This is a genomic window from Caulobacter sp. GW821-FHT10F06 (assembly GCF_058809215.1).
The window spans coordinates 445,797-467,235 of record NZ_JBXASK010000004.1 but is presented as its reverse complement, the minus strand read 5'-3'; the positions used below and the strand labels follow the sequence as shown (position 1 = coordinate 467,235).

Sequence of the window (21,439 nt, the reverse complement as noted above, 5' to 3'; positions counted from 1 at the left end):
TTCGATGAGCGGACCCGCCGCGACATAAGCTCACGCTTGATTGAAAAGACTCTTAAGTGGCCGGTGCGTCGTGACGGGCGAGTCAAATTCCCGTAAAATGGGACTGTATGTCGAAATGTGAAACGCCGTTGCGAGGTCGCCTTGGCGCTGTTAGGACTTCCGCGACGGTGGGCCCGCTGGAGAGCGCCCGCATATCCCTGGATCGTCCGGAAACACGGACGGCCAGGACGGGAGAACGCCGATGACCCGCATGTCCCGCCGCAACCTGATGCAAGGCGCGGTCGGCCTGGGCGCCGCCGTGGCCGCCTCGCCGGCGACGTCCAAGCCGCAAGCCGTGTCGGGCGTCGATCTGCAATGGCTGGGCGGCGCGCCTCGCCGAGTGGACGGCGCGACCGTCTGGGGCGCGCCCTGGCCGCGCGGCGCGCTGAAGCCTTCGGCCGCCCTCAAGGCGTCGGCGGGCGGCGTCGACGTTCCCTTGCAGACCTGGCCCCTGGCCTACTGGCCGGACGGCTCGCTGAAGTGGACGGGCCATGCCGTCGCCGGGCCGCTGACCGCCGAGACACTGCGCGTGGAGCCGGGTAAGCCGGGCAAGCCTTCGACGCCGGTAAGCGTGAACTCGACGGCCGACGAGATCGCCATCACCACTGGCGAGCTGGTCGTGCGCGTCGCGCGCAAGGGTTCGACGTTGATCCCGTCGGTGACGCGCGGCGGCCGAGAGGCCCTGCGCAACGGCCGCCTCGTCTGCCTGCGGCAGGACCGTTCCCAGGCCGACGTCCAGCGCACCGATCGCTTCGAAAGCCAGATCGCCTCGGCGACCGTCGAGCAGTCCGGGCCCGTGCGGGCGGTGGTGCGGCTGGATGGCGTGCATCGCGGCCCGGCGGGGCGCGAGTGGCTGCCGTTCAGCGTGCGGATCGCGGTCGCGGCCGGCGGCGGCGTCACCCTGGCCCACACCTTCACCTTCGACGGCGACGCCAGGACCGACTTCATCTCCGGCCTGGGCGTGCGGTTCGACGCGCCACTGACGGACGAGCTGCACAACCGCCATGTCCGCTTCTCAGGGGCCGAAGACGGTCTGTGGGGCGAGGCGGTGCGTAACCTGCCGGGCTGGCAGCCTGCGAAATTCGCCCTGGCCAAGCGCTTCGCCGACCAGCTGGACGGCAAGCCGGTTCCCAGCCTGGCCGAGATGGACGCCAAGACCCGCGCCCAGTTGCTCACCGTGCCGGCCTGGAACGACTTCTCGCTGTTCCAGGGCGACGCCGACCATTTCGACGTCCGCAAGCGCACCGGCGAGGGCAGTTCGTGGCTGCTGGCGGGGCAGGGCGGACGGTCCAGCGGCCTGGGCTATCTGGGCGGCCCGTCCGGCGGCGTCGCCTTCGGTCTGCGCGATTTCTGGCAGCGCCACCCGACCGAGCTGGAGATCAACGGCGCGACCACCGATCTGGCCACGGTGACCCTGTGGCTATGGTCGCCGCGCGCCCAGCCGATGGACCTGCGCCATTACAGCGACAAGGCCCATGGCCTGGAGATCCAGTACGAGGACGTCGAGGAGGGCCACAGCACGCCGCTGGGCGTCGCCCGCACCAGCGAGATCTCGCTGTGGTTCACGCCCTCGACCCCGGCCCGCGCGGTGCTGGCCCAGATGGCCGAGGCGACCCGCGCCCCGCCGCTGCTGGTCTGCGCGCCCCAGCGCTACAAGGCCTGCAATCTCTTCGGGGCGTGGAGCCTCCCCGACCGCACCGACCCGTCGAAGGCCAGGCTGGAAGACGCCCACGACAAGCTGTTGGCCCTCTATCTGAAGGAGGTCGAGCAGCGCCGCTGGTACGGCTTTTGGGACCACGGCGACGTCATGCACACCTATGACGACGACCGTCACGCCTGGCGCTACGATGTCGGCGGCTACGCCTGGGCCAATAGTGAGCTGGTGCCCGACCTGTGGTTCTGGAGCGCCTATCTGCGCTCGGGCCGCGCCGACCTGTTCCGCCTGGCCGAGGCCATGACCCGCCACACCAGCGAGGTCGACACCTATCACCTGGGCCCATTCAAGGGTCTGGGCTCGCGGCACAATGTCAGCCACTGGGGCGATGGAGCCAAGGAGGCGCGGATCAGTCAGGCCCTGCTGCGCCGCCACTACTACTATCTGACCGCCGACGCCCGGACCGGCGACATCATGGCCTCGATGGTCGACGCCGATCACGCCCTGGTCGCCGTCGACCCGCTGCGCAAGATCCTCAAGAAGCCCGACCAGCCTACCCACGCCCGCAGCGGTCCCGACTGGTTCGCCTTCGCCAGCAACTGGATGACCCAGTGGGAGCGCACCGGCGACACGCGCTGGCGCGACAAGATCGTCAAGGGCCTGGACGCGATCTCGGCCTCGCCGCAAGGCATGTTCTCGGGGCCAGGCTTCGGCTACGACCCGGCGACGGCGACCCTCACCGACATCGGCGGCGCGTTCAATTCCAGCTATCACCTGGTGACGATCATGGGCGGGGCCGAGTTCGTGTTCGAGCTGGCGACGCTGATCGACCATCCGGCCTGGACCAAGGCCTGGGTCCGCTTCTGCGCCTTTTACAACGCGCCCCAGGCCGCGCGCATGGCCGCCCTGGGACCGACCGCCAAGGACCGGGTGTTCGGCTATCCCGTCTGGCACGCGCGCCTGACCGCCTATGCCGCGAAGATGACCGGCGATCCGGGCCTGGCCCGGCGCGCCTGGAGCGAGTTCCTGGTCGAGAAGGACGGATCGAGCAGCCTGTCCCTGGCCACCGTCCAGGTCGGCGGACCGGCGGTTCTTGCCCCGATCGAGGAGCTGCCGGGCGTTTCGACCAACCATTCCTCGCAATGGTCGCTGAACATGATCGAAGTGCTCGACCTGGCTGGCGAAGCCATCCCCCACCCGCTGCCGGCGGCCTGGACCTAGCCATGCTGTCGCGCCGTCAGACCCTGGCTCTGGCGACGGCGAGCGCTCTTGTCGGCGTGGATCGAGCCGTGGCGGACTCCGTCGAGCCGTGGAAGATCGGAAAACGTCTCTATTCGGACGATTTTCGGCGAGGACTCGATCGTTGGCTGGTCGAGGCCGAAAAACCCGCCCGAGTCGAGGCCGCCAACGGCGTGCTGGAGCTGGATACGCCCGAGGGGCTTTCGGTCTGGTTCCGGCGCGAGCTGATCGGGCCGGTGATGATCCGCTACCAGGCCCAGGCGGTGTCGGCCGGCGGGCCCAACGACCGGGTCAGCGATCTGAACGCCTTCTGGATGGCCACGGACCCGCGCAGTCCAACCGACCTGATCGCTCGGCCGCGCAGCGGAGCCTTCGCCGACTACGATCAACTGCAGACCTACTATGTGGGCCAAGGCGGCAACGCCAACACCACCACCCGTTTTCGGCGCTATGTCGGCCGCGACGGCGATCGACCGCTGCTGCCGGAGAACGACCGAAAGGGGCCCGAGGATCTGCTGGTCCCCAACGCCTGGCAGACGGTGCGGCTGATCGCGTTCGGTGGGCTGATCCAGTACTGGCGCGACGACCGCAAGGTGTTCGAATACCGCGACGCCGCGCCCTACGACCGGGGGTGGTTCGCCCTGCGCACCACCCGCGGTCACCTGCGCATCCGCGACTTCGGCGTCTTCGCCCTGAAGCCGCGCTAGCTACTCGCCGCGCTGCAGGACGCTGGGCGTGCCGACATAGAGCAGCACCGCCTCGTGGTCGGTGCGGTTCTCCACCGTGTGCGGCGCGCGGGCGTCGAAGTGCATGCTGTCGCCGGCCTTCAGCACCGTATGGATGTCGCCGGCCTGGGCGTGCAGTTCGCCCTCCAGCACATAGCGAAAGTGCTCGCCGTTGCGGGTGTCGACCGGGAAGGCGTGGCCCGGCGGGATGCGCATCAGCACGATGTCCAGCTTGCGGTCGGGCAGGCTGGAGGCGAGGTCGAAATAGGCCACCGGCGAGTCGACCACGATGGCCTGGGGCGCGTCGGCGCGGCGCACCACGTCCTTGGCCTGCGGGATCTCCATGAAATAGGCGACCTCGACGTTCAGGGCCTTGGCCAGTCGCAACATCGACATCAGCGACGGCGTGGTCAGGTCGCGCTCGGCCTGGGACAGGAACGGCTTGGACAGGCCAGAGCGATCGGCCAGCTCCTGCAGCGTCAGGTGCAGGGCCTTGCGACGCGACTTGATGCGCTGGCCGATCGGCGGGCGGCGCTTCTTCTGGGGCTCGGTTTCGACGCTGAGAATCATGCCTCCATGTTCCAGCCTTCGCCCGCCCGCGCCAGTTGATTCCCGGTCATGATCGGAGCCCGGCTTCCGGCTCTCCAGCTCAAGGCAAAATTGGCCAAGCCACTTTGCGCGACGGCTTGTTGTTGGACAGGCCACTTGTTACGCTTCCGCTCTATCGACGACGGTCAGGCGGCCGAAGAACAAGTCGAAGGAGGAAACGATGGCGGACGACGCGCGCACGCAAGCTCAACGCGGCACGGTCACCCGACGCGGCGCGGTCGGCGCCGCCGGCATGGCCCTTGCGGGCGCCGCCGCGGCGGCCGGCCAGGCCGAGGCCCGTGTCGCCAGGCCCGCGCCGCGGCCTGGGGCTCCCAGCCTGCTCTATCCCCACGAAAGCGCCACCCGCTCGACCAAGAGTCTGTCCGCCACCTGGCGCTTCAAGACCGATCCCAAGGACGTGGGCGAGGCCGAGGCCTGGCAGAGGGGCCTGACGGACTTCCGCCTGATCCCGGTGCCCAGCAGCTGGAACGACATCTTCGACGACGTGCGCAACTATGTCGGCTCGGCCTGGTACGAGACCGACTTCCGCGTCGACAAGGCCTGGGCCGGCCAGCGCATCCATCTGCGCTTCGGCTCGGTGAACTACACCGCCAAGGTCTGGTTGAACGGCAAGGCCGTCGGCGGCCATGTCGGCGGCCACCTGCCGTTCGCCCTGGACGTCACCGACGCGGTGAACCTGGACGGCGACAACGTCCTGACCGTGCTGGTCGAGAATAAGATCCGCTTGGACCGGGTGCCCGCCGCCCCGGACACGTCGAAGGTCCGCCTGCACACCGCCCACTTCCCGCAGACGGCCTACGACTTCTTCCCCTATGCCGGCATCCACCGGCCGGTGCTGCTGTTCACCACACCCGACGTCCACCTGCACGACGTGACGGTGAAGACCACGCTGGACGGCAAGATCTCGATCGACCTGGAAGCCAGCGCGCCCTGGTCCGGCAAGGCCACGGTGACGATCTCCGACGACAAGCGCTCGGAAAAGGCGACGGTCTCCCTGTCCGCCGGCAAGGGCTCGACGGTGGTGACTCTGAAGTCGCCGCGCCTTTGGGGCCCGAATGACCCGCACCTCTACACCCTGAAAATCCGCCTCGAGAACGGCGCGGAATCCGACGAATACATCTTGAAGATCGGTATACGGACGATCGAGGCCAAGGGTGACAATCTGCTGCTGAACGGTAAGCCGATCTTCCTGCGCGGTTTCGGCAAGCACGAGGACTTCCCGGTTCATGGCCGGGGCCTGGACGTGCCCTCGATCATCCGCGATTTCGAGCTTTTGAAGTGGATCGGCGGAAACAGCTTCCGCACCTCGCACTATCCCTACAGCGAGGAGGCGATGATGCTGGCTGACGAGTACGGCCTGCTGGTCATCGACGAGACCCCGGCCGTCAGCCTGGTGTTCATGGACCCGCCCGAGATCCAGCAAGCCCGTTTCAACCAGTTGAAGCAGGACATCGTCGACCTCGTTCGCCGCGACAAGAACCATCCCTGCGTGATCATGTGGTCGCTGGCCAACGAGCCGCTGGTGAAGCCCTTCCACACGGTCGATCCGGAGCCGCCGGGCGGCAACGAGACGGGCCTGAAGTTCTTCACGCCGCTGTTCGACCTGACCCGCCAGCTGGACGGCACGCGGCCGGTGACCATCGTCAGCGTCCAGGGCGGCTCGTCCGACTGGCAGGCCTTGGGCGACGTGGTCTGCGTCAATTCCTACCAGGGCTGGTACGCCCTGTCGGGCCAGCTGGACCTGGCCGAGGAGGCGCTGAAGAAGGACATCGCCAAGTTGCGCGCGCGCCATCCCGGTAAGCCGATCATGTTCACCGAGTTCGGCGCCGACGCCGTGGCCGGCATGCACTCGCATCCGCCCGAGATGTGGACCGAGGAATACCAGGCCGACATGATCGAGATGTACATCCGGGTGCTGGAGACCTTCCCGTTCATCTTCGGCGCGCACCCCTGGGCCTTCGCCGATTTTCGCACCTCGCAAAGCATCATGCGGGTGGGGGCGCTGAACCATAAGGGCTTCTTCACCCGCGACCGCCGGCCCAAGCTGGCGGCGCATCGCGCCAAGGCGCTGTGGAGCAAGCCCGCGCCGCTGTAGCGGCGGGCCTTGCCACGGTCGGAAAAGCTGTGAAGGTGCGCGCGTCGTCACCCGCAAGGACTCCAGCATGCGCCGCGCCGCCCCCGTCCTGATCGCCGCCTTCGCCGTCGCCGCGGTGGCTTCCGCCGCCTCGGCCGCCCAGAAGATTTCGCCCGCCGTGGCGGCCGCCGTCGCCGACGCTTCGCGACCCGACGCCGACAAGGCGCGCGACGTCAATCGCAAGCCCGCCGATGTCGTGGCCTTCGCCGGTATAAAGCCGGGCGACAAGGTGGCCGACCTGCTGCCGGGCGGCGGCTACTACACCCGCATCTTCGCCAAGACCGTCGGCGAGAAGGGCAAGGTCTACGCCGTCACCACCCTGGGCGCCGCCGCGCGTCCGGGCGGTCTGGACGCCATCAACGCCGTGGCGGCGGCCAATCCCAACGTCACGGTGATCTCGGTCGACATGACCAAGCTGGCCGTGCCCGAGCCGCTGGACGTGGTCTGGACCTCGGAGAACTATCACGACCTGCACAATGGTCCGACCGCCGACATCGCCGCCTTCAACAAGGCGGTGTTCGCGGCGCTGAAGCCGGGCGGCGTGTTCTTCGTCGAGGACCACAACGCCAAGGTCGGCTCGCCCGCCGATGTCACCTCGACCTTGCATCGCATCGAGGTGGCCACCGCCAAGCGCGAGATCCTCGCCGCCGGCTTCAAGCTGGAAGCCGAGTCCGACCTCCTGAAGAACCCTGCCGACGCCGGCGACCTTCCCGTCCGTGAGGGCTCGGTGGCCGGCCACACCGACAAGTTCGTCCTGAAGTTCCGCAAGCCCAAATAGGGGCTCGGTCACCCCACCGGCGGATAGCCGCCGACCTCGGCTTCGTCGTCGATGACGCGGCCGGTTCCTTCGCGGGCCTCGCGGATCAGGCGCAGGTCGGTGGCGTCGCGGTCCCAGGGGCGGGCGCCGGCGTTGGCCAGCACGCTGGCCTCGACCTTGTTCCAGGGCAGAACCTTGAGGCCCTTGGGCCACAGTGGGGCCTTGTCCAGGGCGACGACCTTAGGAAGGGGCGTGGTGGGCAGGATGCGCAGGGCCTCCATCGGTCGGCCGTCGGCATAGGTGTGGTGGTTGTCCCGGGCATAGAGATCGAGGTCGCCCTCGCCCTCGACGATGAGGAACGGCAGGCGTGGCTCGGTCGAGGCGCCGCCGCGCACGACATTGCCCACCAGGGCCAGCTGTCCGACCTGCCAGGGATGGCCGACCCATTCGCCGGCGTTGAGGGCGTAGTGCATCGCCCGCGTGCCGGGGTCGTAGACGAAGTTGTTCACCGACACGGCCTGGACGCCGCCCTTGAACAGCTGATTGCGCTCCAGATTGTGGGCGTAGAAGTTGCCGACGATCAGCACCTCGGTGGCGTTGTCGTGGATCAGGCTGCCCTTGGAGTGCTCGCCCTTGACGTGGCTGGCGTGGGACAGGCCTTCGGCGACGAAGTTGTTGCTGAAGGTCACTCGGCGCGAGGTCTTGCTTCGCCAAGCTTCCACGCCGGGCCCGCCGTCGAAGCGCGGTCCCGAGGCCGACAGGTTCTCGTCGGTCGCCCAGCTGATCGAGCAGTGGTCGACGGTCAGGTCGGCCGCGCCGGAGCTGGAGATGCCGTCCACTTCCCAGCCGCTGCGGGCGGGCGCGCCGTCGCGACCGGCTCGCACGCGCAGGTGCCGCAGGATCACGTCATGGGTGCTGATCGACAGACCACCGCGAATGAAGGTGATCCCCGGCGAGGGGGCAGTCTCGCCCAGGACGGTCAGGAAGGGCTCCTTGATCGCGATGTTGTGGCGCTTGAGATCGATCACGCCGCCGACGTCGAAGACGATGGTGCGCGGACCGGGCGTGGCCACGGCGTCGCGGAACGAGCCTGGTCCGTCGCCGGCCAGGCTGGTGACGCGTAGCACCTTTCCGCCGCTGCCGCCGTTGGCCGACGCCCAGCCCTGCGGCTTGAACACGTCCGGCGCGGCCAGCGCCAGGTTCGGCGCCGCCGTCGCTACGGCCAGTCCGGCCAACAGCTGGCGACGGGCGATCGCCGCGCGGCGCGCGAAAAGGTCATCCCGCATGCGAAGTCCTCCTAGAGCTTGTATTTGAGCCCCGCCCGGATCTCGCGGCCAGTGCGGTGCTGGTAATTGGGAATCTCGGTGCGATCGGTGAATTGCCGCTGCGCCGCGTTGGTCAGGTTCGAGCCCTGCAGGGTCAGGATCAGACGGCTGGACACCGTCCACCGCGCCGAGGCTTCCATCGTCGTCAGGGCGCTGACGCCGTCGGCGTCGCCGCCGGTCGGGGCGGGGATCGCGGTCAGGTAGCGGCTTCGATGATTGACGGCCAGGCGGGCGTCCAGGCGGCTGCCTTGATAGGCGAGCGCCATGCTCATCGTCGCGCGCGGCCCGCCCAAAGCGTCCTCCGCGGGCCAGATCTCGCCGTCCGGGTCGAGATAATCGATCCGGGTGCGGGTATAGGCGCCGCTGGCCTGCAGCCGCCACGACGCCAGGCGGGTTCCGGGCGCTCCCAACGGGGTGACCAGGCTGACCTCCAGGCCGTTGAGCGCGCCCGGCCCGGCGTTGACGGGCTTGATGAACTGCCAGATCGGCAGGGCCGGGTCGCAGCCGATCGCGCCGCCGCAGGCCAGGACCGCGACGCTGTCGGGCAAGCCGTAGGAGTTGGTCGAGAACAGCGCGGGCCGAGTGACGGTGGACTGCGTCGAGGACGCGATCGACTTGTGATAGGCGGCCACGGACAGCGCCGCGCCCGGGGCGAAGTCCCACTCGATCGCAGCGTCCAGCGTGGTGGCGCGGGTGGGGCGCAGGTCGGGATTGCCAGCCGAGATCACCTTCCAGCTGGTGGTCGACAGCGTGACGCCGGGACGCAGGCTGCGCAGGTCGGGCCGGGCCATCACCCGCGCCGCGCCCAGGCGGACGGTCACGGTCTCGGCGGGTTCCCAGACGAGGTTCAGCGAGGGCAGGAGGTCCTGATAGGTGCGCTTGGCCGTCAAGACGGCCAGCCCGCCGCCGGCGGTGACCTCCAGGCCGGTGGAGCTCTGCTCGGTCTGCACCAGCCGCGCGCCGACATCGCCCCAGACCCGGCGGCCCGACGTTCGGGGCAAGGCCAACTGCGCGTAGACGGCCAGGTCGCGCTCGCCCACCGCGTAGTTCAAGGCCGCGACAGGGCCCACGCTGAGGCGGAAGGCTTCGCATCCCCCGCCGCCGCACTGTCGCTGGAAGGCGGCGATCGCCGTCCGCACGTCCGGGGCCAGCCAGGTGCCAGGCGGATCGAGGACGCCGAACGAGACCCCGCCACCGACCAGCCTGGCATAGGTCGACAGATCAATCGCGCTCAGCGCTGGGGGGATCACGGTGTTGAGGCTGGCGATGCCGCCGTCCGAGCGCGAGAGCGCCGAGCCCTGAGTGTGGTAGTCCTTGTAGAGCAGGCCGGCCTGCCACTCGAGCTGGTCGATCGGGCCTTTGAGGTCGAGGCTGGCGGTCTTGAAGCTGTTGTCGACCCAGTTGGGGTCGACCCGAAACTCGGCCAGCGACCAGGCCGGAGCCCTGTCGAGCGCGGCGCTTCCGAAGTCGATCACCGGCTGGGCGGCGTGGCGGAAGTCGTAGCGGAAGCCCTGCACGTCGTATTGGTCCAGATGCAGCGTGTCCTGCACGGGATTGCTGAAGTCCGAGCGGCTGAAGCCCAGCAGGGCCTTGGCCCGGACGCCTCGGCCGAGGTCCTGTTCGGCCGACAGGGTGGCTTGCCGGAAGATGGTGCTGAGCTCGTCGTGACGGGCCTCGGACTTGACGTCGACATTGTCGAAGGTTCCGGCGATCAGCACCGGCAGGCCGGGGCGCGGCGTCTGAATCACCGCCTCCGCGACGTTCACCGCATTGATCCCGCAGGCGGGCGAGGCCGGAGCCGCGCAAGGACCCGCCGTGCGGAAGGTGAAGCTTTCCAGCAGGAACTCGTCGCGGGTCGAGCGCAGCGTGGAATAGATCAGGTCCAGCGACACGCGCGTGCGGTCGGACGGCCGCCACTCGGCGGCGGCGGTCAGGCCCAGCCGGGTCTGGTCGATGTCGATCAGCTCCAGGCGCGGGATGCGGGCATGCAGGGCCGCGTTGACCGCCGCCAGGCCGACGGGGCTGGTGGCGGAGCCGAAGCCAGGCGCGAGGGCGTCGCCCGACTGCCACTGGCCGGCGTTGGTGCCGGTGTCGAGCATCGAGCGTCGCGAATAGCTGGCCGAGACCAGCAGGCCGGCGCGATCGTCGGCGCTACGCCTGGACAACACGACAGCCGCGCGCGGGACGAAACGATGGGACCGGCTGTTATAGCCCTGCTCGACCTGGATCATGGCGCTGCGCCGGGGCAGGTCGAAGGGGGAGCGGGTGCGCAGGTCGACCGTCGCGCCCAGCGAGCCTTCGTCGATGTCGGCCGAGGCGGTCTTCTGCAGCCGGATCTGCCGGAAAAGGTCGGCCGCGAAGACGTTGTAGTCGAACCCCCGGCCGCGATTGGTGCCGCCGCCGGCGTTGGCCCCGCCGAAGGTGGCCAGGGTCTCCATGCCGTTCAGGCGCACCCGGGTGAACCGCGAGGCTGCGCCGCGCACGGCGACCTGCCGGGTTTCGCCGGCGTCTGACAGGGGCGCGGCGCCCGGCAGCTGCCGCATGGCGTCGCCCAGGCCGTCGACGTCGGATCGCGCAATGTCCTCTTCCGTCAGAATGTCGATCGGCGCGGGCGTCGTGCGCTTGAGGCTGAGCGGCGCGTCGGCCAGCCGGATCGCCGTGACCCTGACTGGCGGCATCAGCGATGGCGTGTCGTCCGTAGGCGTCGACTGCGGAGGTCTGGTTGGCGGTGGCGCGGCGCGGGCGATCGGCCGAGCCGCGAAGATGCTGACCGCGCCGCCGGGCGTGATGGAGAACCCCAGAGGCGCGTCGGCCAGCAGTTTCGCCAGCGCCGCCTCGGCCGTCATCCGTCCGGTCAGGGCTGGCGCGGATCGTCCGGAGATCAGGGCGTCGGGGGCGATCACCATCAGGCCGGTGCGGTCGGACAGGGTCAACAGCGCCGTCGACAGGGGCTGGCGGGGCTGGCTGAACGCATAGACGGCCGAACGCGGCGCGGCGGTCGCCTGCGTCGCCAGGGCGAGCGCGGCGAGGGTCGCCGCAGAGCCGACCGCTGTCCGGAAGGTCATCGGCGCAGGGCGCGAGGCTCGGCGCGCGTGATGTCGAGAACGCCATCGGCGCCCGTCGTGACCTTCACCGGAAGGCTCGCCGGCAGGCTGGCCACGAACCGCTCCGTCTGGTCGGCGGCGAAGCCAGCCGTCACCTTCAGCGACGCCGCGCCGGGCGCGATCCTCAGTCGGACCAGGCCCTGTCGGTTGAGGTCGGCGACCACATCGCCCAGCGGCGTGGCGACATAGGTCATGCGGCCCCGGCGCCAGGCGCCGGCCTGATCCGCATCGGCCAGGGGAGAGGTCAGCACGCCGGAGGCGTCGAGCACGGCGCCCTGTCCGGCGCCCAGGCGTGCGGAGGCCGGCGTGTCGCCGGCGCGTGGCCGCGACACCTCGACCAGACCCTGTTCGACCTCGACCCTGACCCGGCCGCTCTCGCCGCGATGGACGTCGAAGCGGGTGCCCAGGACGCGGACCTTGGCCTCGCCGGCCGCCACGGTGAACGGACGTCCCTCGGCGCGGGCGACTTCGAAGAAGGCTTCGCCGCGCTGCAGGACATAGGCGCGGCGGGAGAAACGGGATGCGGGCCTCAGGCTGGAGCCGGGCGCGAGGCTGGCGTGGCTGCCGTCGGGCAGGTCGATCTGGCGGCTCTCGCCGGGCGCGGTCTCCTGGGCGGCCGGCGGCAGCGCCAGAACCACGCCGACGGCGAGGCTGGCGGCCACGGCCATGCCCGCCCAGACCCGGGGCGCGATCCGCCGGGCCGCTCGCGCCGGGACCTTGATCTCGGACAACAGGACCAGGGTGTGCTCGGCCTGCTCATAGGCGGAGAGGTGGCGCGGGTCGGCGTTCAGCCAGGCCTGGAACTGGGTCGAGCGCTGGGGTGGGAAGTCCTCGCCCACCACGGCCAGGGCCCATTGCCGGGCTTGCCGTCCGATGGCGGAATCAGGATCGACGGCTTCGTTCACGCGACAATCCTCGATAGTCGATGGTTCCATGAAGCACGGCGCGCTGGCAGACGGCCGTGGCTTCGTCGATGGTCTTGCGCACGAGGGACTCCGAGACGCCGAAGCGTCGGGCGATCTCGGCGAAGCTGATCCCGTCGATCCGGTTGGCCGATAGATAGAGCCGATGCCGTTCGGGCAGGCCGGCCACCACCTTCTCCAGCAGCCGGACCTGCTGCTTGGCGATCAGGGCTCTTTCGAGCCCGGGATCCTCCTCGCCTTCCAGCACGGGGGCGGACGTGTCCAGCGCCTGGCGCACGCGCTGCAGGTGGCGGCGACCGTCCAGCATCAGGTTGATGGCGATGCGGAAGACGAAGGCGCGAGGGCTTTCCAGGTCGCGGTCGGCGGTCTGTTCGCCAAGCTTGAAGAAGGCCTGCTGGGCGATGTCCTCGGGTTCCGGCGGCCCTGGTCCGAACCTGGCGCGCAGGAAGGCGCACAGGTCGCGCCACTCGCGGGCATAGACCGTCGAATAGGCGGGATGATCGCGCCAGCTCTCTCCCCCGACGATTCGAAGCTGTGGCCGCTCCGCCTTAGACACCGGCGCTCCCCGGCCTTCACGGCCTTGCGATTTTGCCGGGACGATGCGGTCGATCCCCTTCCCGATCAATGCGCCGTCGAAAATTTCGGAGATCTCACGTTTTTTCGTGCGGATCGGGCGCGTGAAATCGTCGTTTATGTCGCCCTCCAAAATTGGAATTTTTGTCTAACGTTGTCATCAAGTTACCGGTAACTTTTCCCCTTTTCGACCATTTCGCAACATGCTTATGTCAGATGACACCGGTATCAAAAAGCCGGTCACGACGGCCTCCAAGGGCCGCGCTCTACAGGGAGGGAAACGATGTCTACGTCGCGTCGCGCCGTCATGTGCGCTTCAACCATTTCCATTCGAACGCTGATCGTCGCAGCTGGCCTGACCCTGGCCGGGCAGGTCCACGCGCAGACCGCGCCAGCGGCTCCCGCCGCTGACACCGTCAGCGAGGTGGTGGTCTCGGGCTACCGCGCCTCGCTGCGCAGCGCGATGAACGTCAAGAAGAACTCCGATGTCATGCTCGACGCGATCAACGCCGAGGACATCGCCGACTTCCCGGATTCGAACCTGGCAGAATCCCTCCAGCGCCTGCCCGGCATCTCGATCGACCGCGACAATGGCGAGGGGCGCACGATCAGCGTCCGCGGCCTGAGCGGCGACTTCAGCCGCGTTCGCATCAACAACATGGAAGCGCTGTCGACGGGCGGCGCGAACGACGCCGGCAGCAGCCCCAACCGCTCGCGCGCCTTCGACTTCAACGCCTTCGCCTCGGAGCTGTTCAGCTCGGTGCGGGTTCGCAAGTCGTCGTCGGCCGAGGCCGATGAAGGCTCGCTGGGCGCGACCGTCGACCTGATCACCGGCAAGCCGTTCGACTACAAGGACAGCGCCTTGGCCTTCTCGGCCGAGGATTCCTATTACCGCAACGGTAAGAAGCACAGTCCGCGCGTCACGGCGCTGGTCTCGCAGCGGTGGTTCGACGGCAAGATGGGGGTCCTGCTCTCGGGAGCCTACGCCAAGCGCAATTCCGAAGACGACAACTACGCGCGCGGCACCGGCTCGTCCGACTATGTCTATCGCGGCAGCACCTGGACGGGCGACGAGCTGCCTGGCCGCGCCGGGTTCGCGGCGCCGACCGGCACCGTGTTCACCGCCCTGATCCCGACCACCCTGACCGGCGCGGCTCTGGACACGTACAAGGCCAATCCGGCCAACTACTACAACCCGATGGCCAACCCGGCCGCCTATGCCGAGATGACGGGCTCGGATCCCGCAGCCTACGCCAAGCTCTATCCGAATTGCGCCGCGACGGTCGCGTCGGGCGTTGCGGGCCTCACCGCCACCAGCCCGGGCTGCAACAACTCCCTGGTCCGTTTCCCGGCCTTGCCGTCGATCTCGCAACGCGACGTCTCGACCGAGCGCCTGGGCCTGACCGGTTCGTTCCAGCTGCAGCTGGGCTCACGCACCCGCCTGTCGGTGGACGGCCTCTATTCGAAGTTCGACAGCGTCAGCACCAACTACCAGCTGGGCCCGGTCGGCCTGAACCGCAACAACACCAACGCCAGCTATTCGTACGGCGCCAACACGCCCACGGCGACGGCGCGCGCCGGCACCGCCATGACCGACGCCCAGCGTCGCGCGCTCTATCCCGGCACCTGCACCTTTGCCGACGAGACCGACCTGACCCCGGGCACCGACTGCGGCCAGTCGATGAACGGCACGACGCCGCTCGCGGGCTACGCCTACAGCTACAACCCCTACAATCTCGACGCCTACGACTACTACACCAACCCTCTGTCGCCGGGTTACGCCGGTCCGGCTTCGTCGCTGCCGTTCCGCGGCGACCTGATCGGCCGTCCGTCGGTCAAGGTGCTGGACGTCGACGTGGTCGGCCAGAACGCCGAATACATCAAGCTGGGCAATGTCGACTGGCGCTCGGGCGCCGACCGGGGCGCCTACACCACCGACTTCCGCCAGGCGTCGGTGAACCTCGACCATGAGTTCTCGGACCGCTTCAAGGCCCAGGTCTCGGTCGGCGCGTCGCGTTCCGAAAACAAGAACAAGGGCACCCTGGTCGAGTTCAACTACATGGACGCCGCCGAGCCGTTCGTCTTCGACGAGCGCGGCGCGACGGGCATGCCCAAGTTCGACGCCGGCTTCAACGCCGCCGATCCCGCCAAGTGGGGGATCATCAAGGGCTTCTCGGCGATGCGCCACTACCAGCGCACCACGATCAACGACTACAAGGGCGGCAAGATCGACCTGACCTACGATCTTGACGACAACTGGACCATCAAGGGCGGCATCACCCGTCGCGAGTTCAACTTCTCGACCGACCAGTACGAGCGCAACAGCGACTTGCTGAACCCGACCGAGAAGGAAGCCAAGGTCTCGGTCGCCTCGCTGGGCCAGGTGATCGACTTCGGCCAGGGCCTGGACGTCCCGGCCGGAACGACGACCAGCTTCTTCGCGCCGAACCTCGAGGCGTTCAGCAGCGTCTTCGGCTTCGACTGCAACTGCATCAACAAGTACGGCGACTTCCGCATCACCCGGAAGCGCAACCGCTCGGCCTCGTTCGAGGTCGGCGAGAAGAACCTGTCCTACTATGTGCAGTTCGGCTTCAACTACGACGTCTGGGGCGGTCGTCGCCTGTTCGGCAACGTCGGCGTCCGTCAGGCCGAGACCGACGTCCTGGCCGTCGGCGAGACCACGGCCGGCCGCAAGATCACCGGCGAGAACAGCTACACCGACACCCTGCCGTCGGCGAACCTGACCTGGGAAGCGTGGGACAACCTCTATATCCGCGTCGCCGCCGCCAAGGTCATGGCCCGCCCGCTGCTGGGCAACCTGTCGCCGGCCATCACCGGCATCAGCATCCCGGGCGACGGCTCTTCGACGGGCGGCACCCTGACCGTCGGCAACACCAAGCTGTCGCCGTTCCGCGGCAAGGCCTTCGACGTCGCCGCCGAGTGGTACTTCACCGAGGGCGGCCTGATCAGCCTGGGCTATTTCCGCAAGGACATCGACAGCTTCCCGCAGACGGTCTTCTACGAAGCGCCGCTGTCGGAGTTCCTGGACGCCGAGGCGATCGAGCAGCTGAAGCTGCAGTTCCCGGCCCTGACCGGCGGGGACGTCCTGCGCCGCGCCTATATCGACGCCGACAACACCATGCTGGCTCGTCAGGTTCGCGACGCGCCGGGCGGCTATCTGCAGGGCTGGGAGTTCAACTTCCAGCAGGACCTGACCTTCCTGCCCTGGTACTTCAAGAACCTCGGCGTCCAGTTCAACATGACCAAGCTGGACACCGAGCTGACCTACATCCTCGATCCGGGCACGCAGACCGCCGGCACCGGCGTGGTCACCAAACCGCCGACCTACGGCAAGGGCCCCTGGCTGGGCGCTTCGCCCAAGGGCCTGAACTTCACCGTCTATTACGAGACCAAGAAGTTCAACGCCCGCGTCTCGATGGCCAAGCGCGACGCCTACTACACGACCTATCCGCTGACGGCGGGCAACTGCGATCCGGGCCTGCAGGCCAACGGTTCGGCGTGCGACAGCCCGCTGATCAACGAGTTCGGCGGTTCGAAGGGGACGACCAATGTCGACTTCTCGATGCGCTACTCGCCGATCAAGCAGGTCAACATCACGTTCGAGGCCCTGAACATCACCGACGAGAAGTCGGAACGCTTCAGCTACAGCGACCCGGTCATCCAGTCGTACGGCGCCAGCGGTCCGAACTACCGGGTCGGCGTTCGCTACAAGTTCTAGGTCCCCACACCTCCTCCCGGAGGTCACTTGGGCGGCGTCGGTCCTTCCCCGGCGCCGCCTGTTCTTCTTCGACGTCGCCTTTGAAGGGCGAGGCAGGCCGGGCCCTCGTTAGACTATACTGACTCAAACGCACGCCGCGCTTCGCCTCCATCCGATCCCGTGAGTAAGACAATGCGATCCGTGTTCTTCGCCCTGCTGGCCTGGCTCTTCGGCCTAGCCGGCTCCGCTGTCGCGGCCGACCTGCATGTGGGCGGTTCCGGTAAGGGCGCCTACGCCACCGTCCAGGCGGCGGTGGACGCCCTGCCGGCCAAGGGCGGCACGATCCGCATCGCGCCGGGCGTCTATCGCGAGAAGCTGGTCGTGGCCAAGCCGGACGTGCGCCTGCTGGGCGAGGGCAAGAATCCCGAGGCCGTGGTGCTGGTCTGGAGCGACGGCGCCCTGACGGCCGGCGGGACCTTCAAATCGTCCTCTGTCAATGTCAGCGGCGACGGCTTTCGGGCCCGCAACCTGACGATCCAGAACGACTACCACCTGCGCGACGAGCGCCCGTCCCAGGCCGTGGCCCTGGCGATCACGGCCGATCGCGCGGTGCTCGACAAGGTGCGTCTGCTGGGCGCCCAGGACACGCTCTACGCCGCCAGCAAGAAGGGCAAGCCCAGCCGCCAACTCTTTCGCGACTGCTATGTCGAGGGCCATGTCGACTTCATCTTCGGCGACGCCAAGGCGCTGTTCGAACGCTGCCACATCCACGGCATCGCCCATGACGACGTGATGATCACCGCCCAGAGCAAGCTGACGCCGGATCAGGACAGCGCCTATGTCTTCGATCGCTGCCGGATCACCGCCGACCCGCGCGTGAAGAACCTCTATTTCGGCCGCGCCTGGCGGCCCTACGCCACTGTGGTCTTCCTGCGCACCCGCATCGACGCGGCCCTGCATCCCGAGGGCTGGCGCGAATGGACGCCGGGCAAGACCGACACCTTCTCGACCGCGACCTATCTGGAGTTCGCCTCCACCGGACCTGGCGCCAGCCCGTCGACCCGCGCGCCGCGCAGTCGACAGCTCTCCAAGACCGAGGCCAAGGCCTGGAGCCGCAAGCGGTTCTTCGGCGGCGCCGATCCCTGGCGGCCCTGATCGGGACGTGACCGTTTTGCATGAGGGAGGCCTGAGAATGCTGGTTGGCGGAAAGGTTCTTCATCCCCTGGCCGATGCGACCCGGACGCTCGACAACGAATTGGTCGACATGCTGGCCAGCTCGCTGGTCGCCCGCATCCGCGACGCGCTGCTTTCGGGTGACAGCGTGATCGTGCCGGGTGTCGGCCGGCTGTCGGTGCGCGATCGCCGGCGCTATGGCGTCACCAATCCCCGCAACGGCCAGACCGCCATTCTTGGCGGCGAGCGCATCGTGGTCTTCCAGCCCGACAGGTTGCTGCTCAGCGACCTGAACGCCGACAACGGCTGACGACCGCCAACCAGGACAGAGTAAGATGGATTTCAGCCGCCGACAGTTCCTGGCGACCAGCGGCGTCGCCGCGGCCGCGCTCGCGCCCGCCTCGGCCTTGGCCGATGGGGCAAGCTCCCGGGACGTGCTGGCGATCGCAGACGACGGCTGGCGGCTGTGGATCGACCAGGCCGCGCCGTGGAAGGACGACGCGATCCACCTGCCCAGCGCAGTCGACCTCGCGACCCTGCCGGTCAATCCGCCGACCGGCGGCTGGGCGAGCCTGGCCGCGCCGGACGCCCTGACTGTCCAGTTGCCGACCACGGTCGAGCAGCACCTGTGGGGCGCGTTCGGCACGCGCCCTTATGGCGCCGACGAGTATCGCTACGCCGAGGACGACGACGTGCCGCGCTACGGCGCCTACAAGGGCGTGTCGTGGTGGTCGAAGGCGATCGACATTCCCGCGTCCGCCAAGGGCAAGCGGGTGATGCTGAACCTGCGCGGCGCGCGCCTGCGGGCCGAGGTGTTCCTGAACGAACGGCTGGTTGGCTATTCGATCATGTCGGAGCTGCCGTTCAGCTGCGATCTTACCGCCGCCATGCGGCCCGGCGAGGCCAACCGGCTGGCCATCCGCATCACCAATCCCGGCGGCCGGTTCGACTGGCGCGACAGCACCACCATGGCCTGGGGCAAGGTGAAGCTGTTCGCCTCGCATGGGTTCGGCGGCCTGGATCGGGGCCTGACGCTGAGCCTGCATCCGCTGTCGGCGCGGATCGATGACGCCTGGGTGCTCAACACGCCGGAACCACGCCGGGTCACGGGCTTTATGGACATCGCGCTGGAGAACGCGATCAGCCCGGCCAAGCTCGCGACGCTGCGCCGCAAGGCCGGGCTGGAACTTTTCGACGACCGCTCTGGCGGTCTGGTCGCCGCCGACATCCGGCTGGAAGACCTGCAAGCCTTGGCGCCCAACCGTCTGCGCGCGCGGTTCACGGTCTACGCGCCCAGCGCCAAGCTCTGGGACCTGGACACGCCCAATCTCTACCGCCTGCGGTTCCGTTGGAGCGAGCGTAAGGGCGAGGTCGATACGCGCGAGGTCCGCTTCGGCTTCCGCTGGTTCGGCGTCGACGGCGTCGGGAGCGACGCCCTGCTGCGCTTGAACGGCCGTCGCGTGCGGCTCTATTCGGCGATCTCCTGGGGTTATTGGGGCTATAATGGTCTGTGGCCGACGCCGGAGCTGGCGCGGCGCGAGGTGACCTCGGCCAAGACCCTGGGACTCAACGCGCTGCATTTCCACCGCAACGTCGGCAAGCCCGAGGTCTTCGCGGCCATGGACGAGATGGGGTTGCTGCGGGTGATGGAGCCCGGCGGCGGCCGCCACGCCGTGGGCCGCGACCTCAAGCCCGGCGAAAGCCTGTCGGCCGCCGACGCCTTTAGCCGCCAGTTCATGGTCGAGAAATGCCAGGCTATGGCCCGGGCGTTCCGCTCGCATCCGTCGCTGGTCCAGTACACCTTGCAGAACGAGATCGGCGCGAACCTGGCCAATCCCGACGTCCAGGCGGTTCTGAAGGCGATCCACGATATCGATCCCAGCCGGGCGGTCATCCTAAACGACGGCTTCGTCAAGCGCGGCGCGGCCCAGGCGATGTATCTGCCCTACAGCGACCACTACTACCGCTCGGACGTCGAGGAATGGGGCGGCTGGTGGGTGGAGCACCAGGGCGCCGGCGACCAGTGGTACGACAAGTTCTATCAGTCCAAGGACGATTACATCCATCGCCAGACCGGCAAGCCGTTCATCGTCGAGTTCGGCGAGATGCAGGGCTGTGCGGTGGCCGACAACCACGTGAAGATGGTCGCCGACATCCTGGCCCACGGCGGCAAGAGCTACGATCTGGAGGATCACAAGGTCATCGTCGAGAAGACCAGCGCCTATCTGGATCGCTGGAACTTCCGCAAGGCGTTCCCGACCACCGAGGGCCTGTTCCTGTCGATCGGCGCCAAGGCCTACGAGTCCTGGCGCAATTACCTGGAGAACATCCGGATAGGCGACACCGTCGACGTCGCCGCCATCTCGGGATGGGAGACCACGGCGATCGAGAACCATTCGGGCATCGTCGACGCCCTGCGCTACTTCAAGGCTGACCCGACCCTGCTGAGCCAAAGTCTGCGGCCAGTGATGGCGATCGCCAAGCCCCGCCGGTTGGCCTATGCGACAGGCGAGGCGGCCGAACTCGATCTCTACCTGCTCAACGACACCGGCAAGCCGGCCAGCGGCGAGATCGTCGTCAGTCTCATCTCATCCAACGGGGGCGAGGCGGTGGTCGGACGCTATCCCGCGCCGACTCAGTCGCCGGACCAGTTCAGCTATCTGGTCGCCGAGCGCCTCCGAACGCCCGCCTTGGCGCGAGAGGGCCTGCACCGGTTGAAGGTCTCGCTCGGCGAAGTGGTCTCCGAGCGCGAACTGTGGGCGACCGGGCCGGGCGTGCCGCCGGCGCGCAAGCTGCGGCTGGGCGTGTCGGGCATCGCCAAGACCCTGCGCATTCAGCTGGAAGCGACGCCGAACGTCTCGGTCGAGGATTTCAGGCCCAGCGTCCGCTATGACGGCGTCATCGCCTCGGGCCTGAAGAGCGACGAGATCGCCCGTCGGCAGGTCGGCGAGGAGACCGGCCTGGAGGCTCAGCCGAAGAAGGGCGAGAAGCCAGCGCTGGTGCTGGGCGAGCTGCCGCCCGAGGTGCTGGCCGCCGTGAAGGCCGGGACGCCGCTGCTGGCCATGGTCCAGGAAGACGGCTTGGCCGAGGGGGTGGCCAGGCAACTCGCGGGGCTGGGCCTCTTCGCTTATGCTGGTCAGGTGGGCGGCCTGCGGGCGCCTTGGATGGGCAACTGGAACTACGTCCGCTCACACGCGACGTTCGCCGGCGTTCCCGCGGACCGCGCGATGAGCGTCCTGCATCAAGTCGAGGGCCAGCCGTCCAACGGCTTGCTGATAGAAGGCGAAGGGCTGGAGGTCATCGCCGCCTACAGCCGCGACCATGACCGCCAGAACGGCGCGGCCAGCTTCGTCGCCCGCAAGGACGGCATGCGCGTGCTGGTCCATCGCCTGCCCGACATGGTCGCGCCGTTGCAACGCCGTTGGCTGACGAACGCGATCGGGTGGCTGGCCGAGGTCTAGCGAAC

The 21,439-nt window shown here is 68.3% G+C and carries 13 protein-coding genes; 8 read left to right on the top strand and 5 right to left on the bottom strand.

Annotation, left to right across the window (positions count from 1 at the left end; genetic code table 11):
• Nucleotides 1–241 precede the first annotated feature (241 nt).
• On the top strand, nt 242–2,914 hold the full coding sequence (locus AC1RUS_RS11495) for an exo-rhamnogalacturonan lyase family protein (protein WP_492916113.1): 2,673 nt from the start codon (nt 242–244) through the stop codon (nt 2,912–2,914).
• 2 nt (nt 2,915–2,916) lie between these two features.
• Nucleotides 2,917–3,639 (top strand): DUF6250 domain-containing protein, encoded by a 723-nt coding sequence (locus tag AC1RUS_RS11490; RefSeq protein WP_492916111.1) that lies wholly within the window; start codon nt 2,917–2,919, stop codon nt 3,637–3,639.
• On the opposite strand, the gene AC1RUS_RS11485 is transcribed toward AC1RUS_RS11490, so the two are convergent.
• Nucleotides 3,640–4,227: a helix-turn-helix domain-containing protein gene (locus AC1RUS_RS11485; protein ID WP_492916109.1), complete on the bottom strand. Its 588-nt coding sequence runs from the start codon at nt 4,225–4,227 to the stop codon at nt 3,640–3,642.
• A gap of 199 nt (nt 4,228–4,426) precedes the next feature.
• Between AC1RUS_RS11485 and uidA the strand changes: the two genes are divergently transcribed.
• Both uidA and AC1RUS_RS11475 read left to right on the top strand, forming a co-directional pair.
• Nucleotides 4,427–6,361 (top strand): beta-glucuronidase, encoded by a 1,935-nt coding sequence (uidA, locus tag AC1RUS_RS11480; RefSeq protein WP_492916107.1) that lies wholly within the window; start codon nt 4,427–4,429, stop codon nt 6,359–6,361.
• 67 nt (nt 6,362–6,428) lie between these two features.
• The gene (locus tag AC1RUS_RS11475; protein WP_492916105.1) at nt 6,429–7,178 is read left to right on the top strand and encodes a class I SAM-dependent methyltransferase; all 750 of its coding nucleotides are present in this window, start codon (nt 6,429–6,431) and stop codon (nt 7,176–7,178) included.
• An 8-nt stretch (nt 7,179–7,186) separates the two neighbouring features.
• Here the strand turns inward: AC1RUS_RS11475 and AC1RUS_RS11470 are convergent, their stop codons facing one another.
• Genes AC1RUS_RS11470 through AC1RUS_RS11455 form a run of 4 tightly spaced genes read right to left on the bottom strand, consistent with a single transcriptional unit; the run spans nt 7,187 to nt 13,065 of the window.
• Nucleotides 7,187–8,443, bottom strand: coding sequence for a pectate lyase family protein (locus AC1RUS_RS11470; RefSeq protein ID WP_492916103.1), 1,257 nt, complete (start codon nt 8,441–8,443; stop codon nt 7,187–7,189).
• A gap of 11 nt (nt 8,444–8,454) precedes the next feature.
• Complete coding sequence (locus tag AC1RUS_RS11465; RefSeq protein ID WP_492916101.1) at nt 8,455–11,547, bottom strand: TonB-dependent receptor; 3,093 nt, start codon at nt 11,545–11,547, stop codon at nt 8,455–8,457.
• Complete coding sequence (locus AC1RUS_RS11460) at nt 11,544–12,491, bottom strand: FecR family protein (RefSeq protein WP_492916099.1); 948 nt, start codon at nt 12,489–12,491, stop codon at nt 11,544–11,546. Before AC1RUS_RS11460 ends, AC1RUS_RS11465 begins: the two co-directional genes overlap by 4 nt.
• Nucleotides 12,469–13,065 (bottom strand): RNA polymerase sigma factor, encoded by a 597-nt coding sequence (locus tag AC1RUS_RS11455; RefSeq protein ID WP_492916097.1) that lies wholly within the window; start codon nt 13,063–13,065, stop codon nt 12,469–12,471. Before AC1RUS_RS11455 ends, AC1RUS_RS11460 begins: the two co-directional genes overlap by 23 nt.
• Nucleotides 13,066–13,365: 300 nt before the next feature.
• Here AC1RUS_RS11455 and AC1RUS_RS11450 point away from each other — a divergent pair, with 300 nt between their 5' ends.
• From AC1RUS_RS11450 to AC1RUS_RS11435, 4 genes are all read left to right on the top strand, one after another.
• A complete protein-coding gene (locus tag AC1RUS_RS11450) occupies nt 13,366–16,821 on the top strand; it encodes a TonB-dependent receptor domain-containing protein (protein WP_492916095.1) in 3,456 nt (1,151 codons plus the stop codon).
• A gap of 171 nt (nt 16,822–16,992) precedes the next feature.
• The gene (locus tag AC1RUS_RS11445; protein ID WP_492916093.1) at nt 16,993–17,955 is read left to right on the top strand and encodes a pectinesterase family protein; all 963 of its coding nucleotides are present in this window, start codon (nt 16,993–16,995) and stop codon (nt 17,953–17,955) included.
• Between the two features lie 37 nt (nt 17,956–17,992).
• Nucleotides 17,993–18,283: an HU family DNA-binding protein gene (locus AC1RUS_RS11440; protein WP_492916091.1), complete on the top strand. Its 291-nt coding sequence runs from the start codon at nt 17,993–17,995 to the stop codon at nt 18,281–18,283.
• Nucleotides 18,284–18,308: 25 nt separating this feature from the next.
• Nucleotides 18,309–21,434 carry a sugar-binding domain-containing protein gene (locus tag AC1RUS_RS11435; protein ID WP_492916089.1) on the top strand — a complete coding sequence of 1,042 codons (3,126 nt, stop codon included), beginning with the start codon at nt 18,309–18,311 and terminating at the stop codon, nt 21,432–21,434.
• Nucleotides 21,435–21,439: the final 5 nt, after the last annotated feature.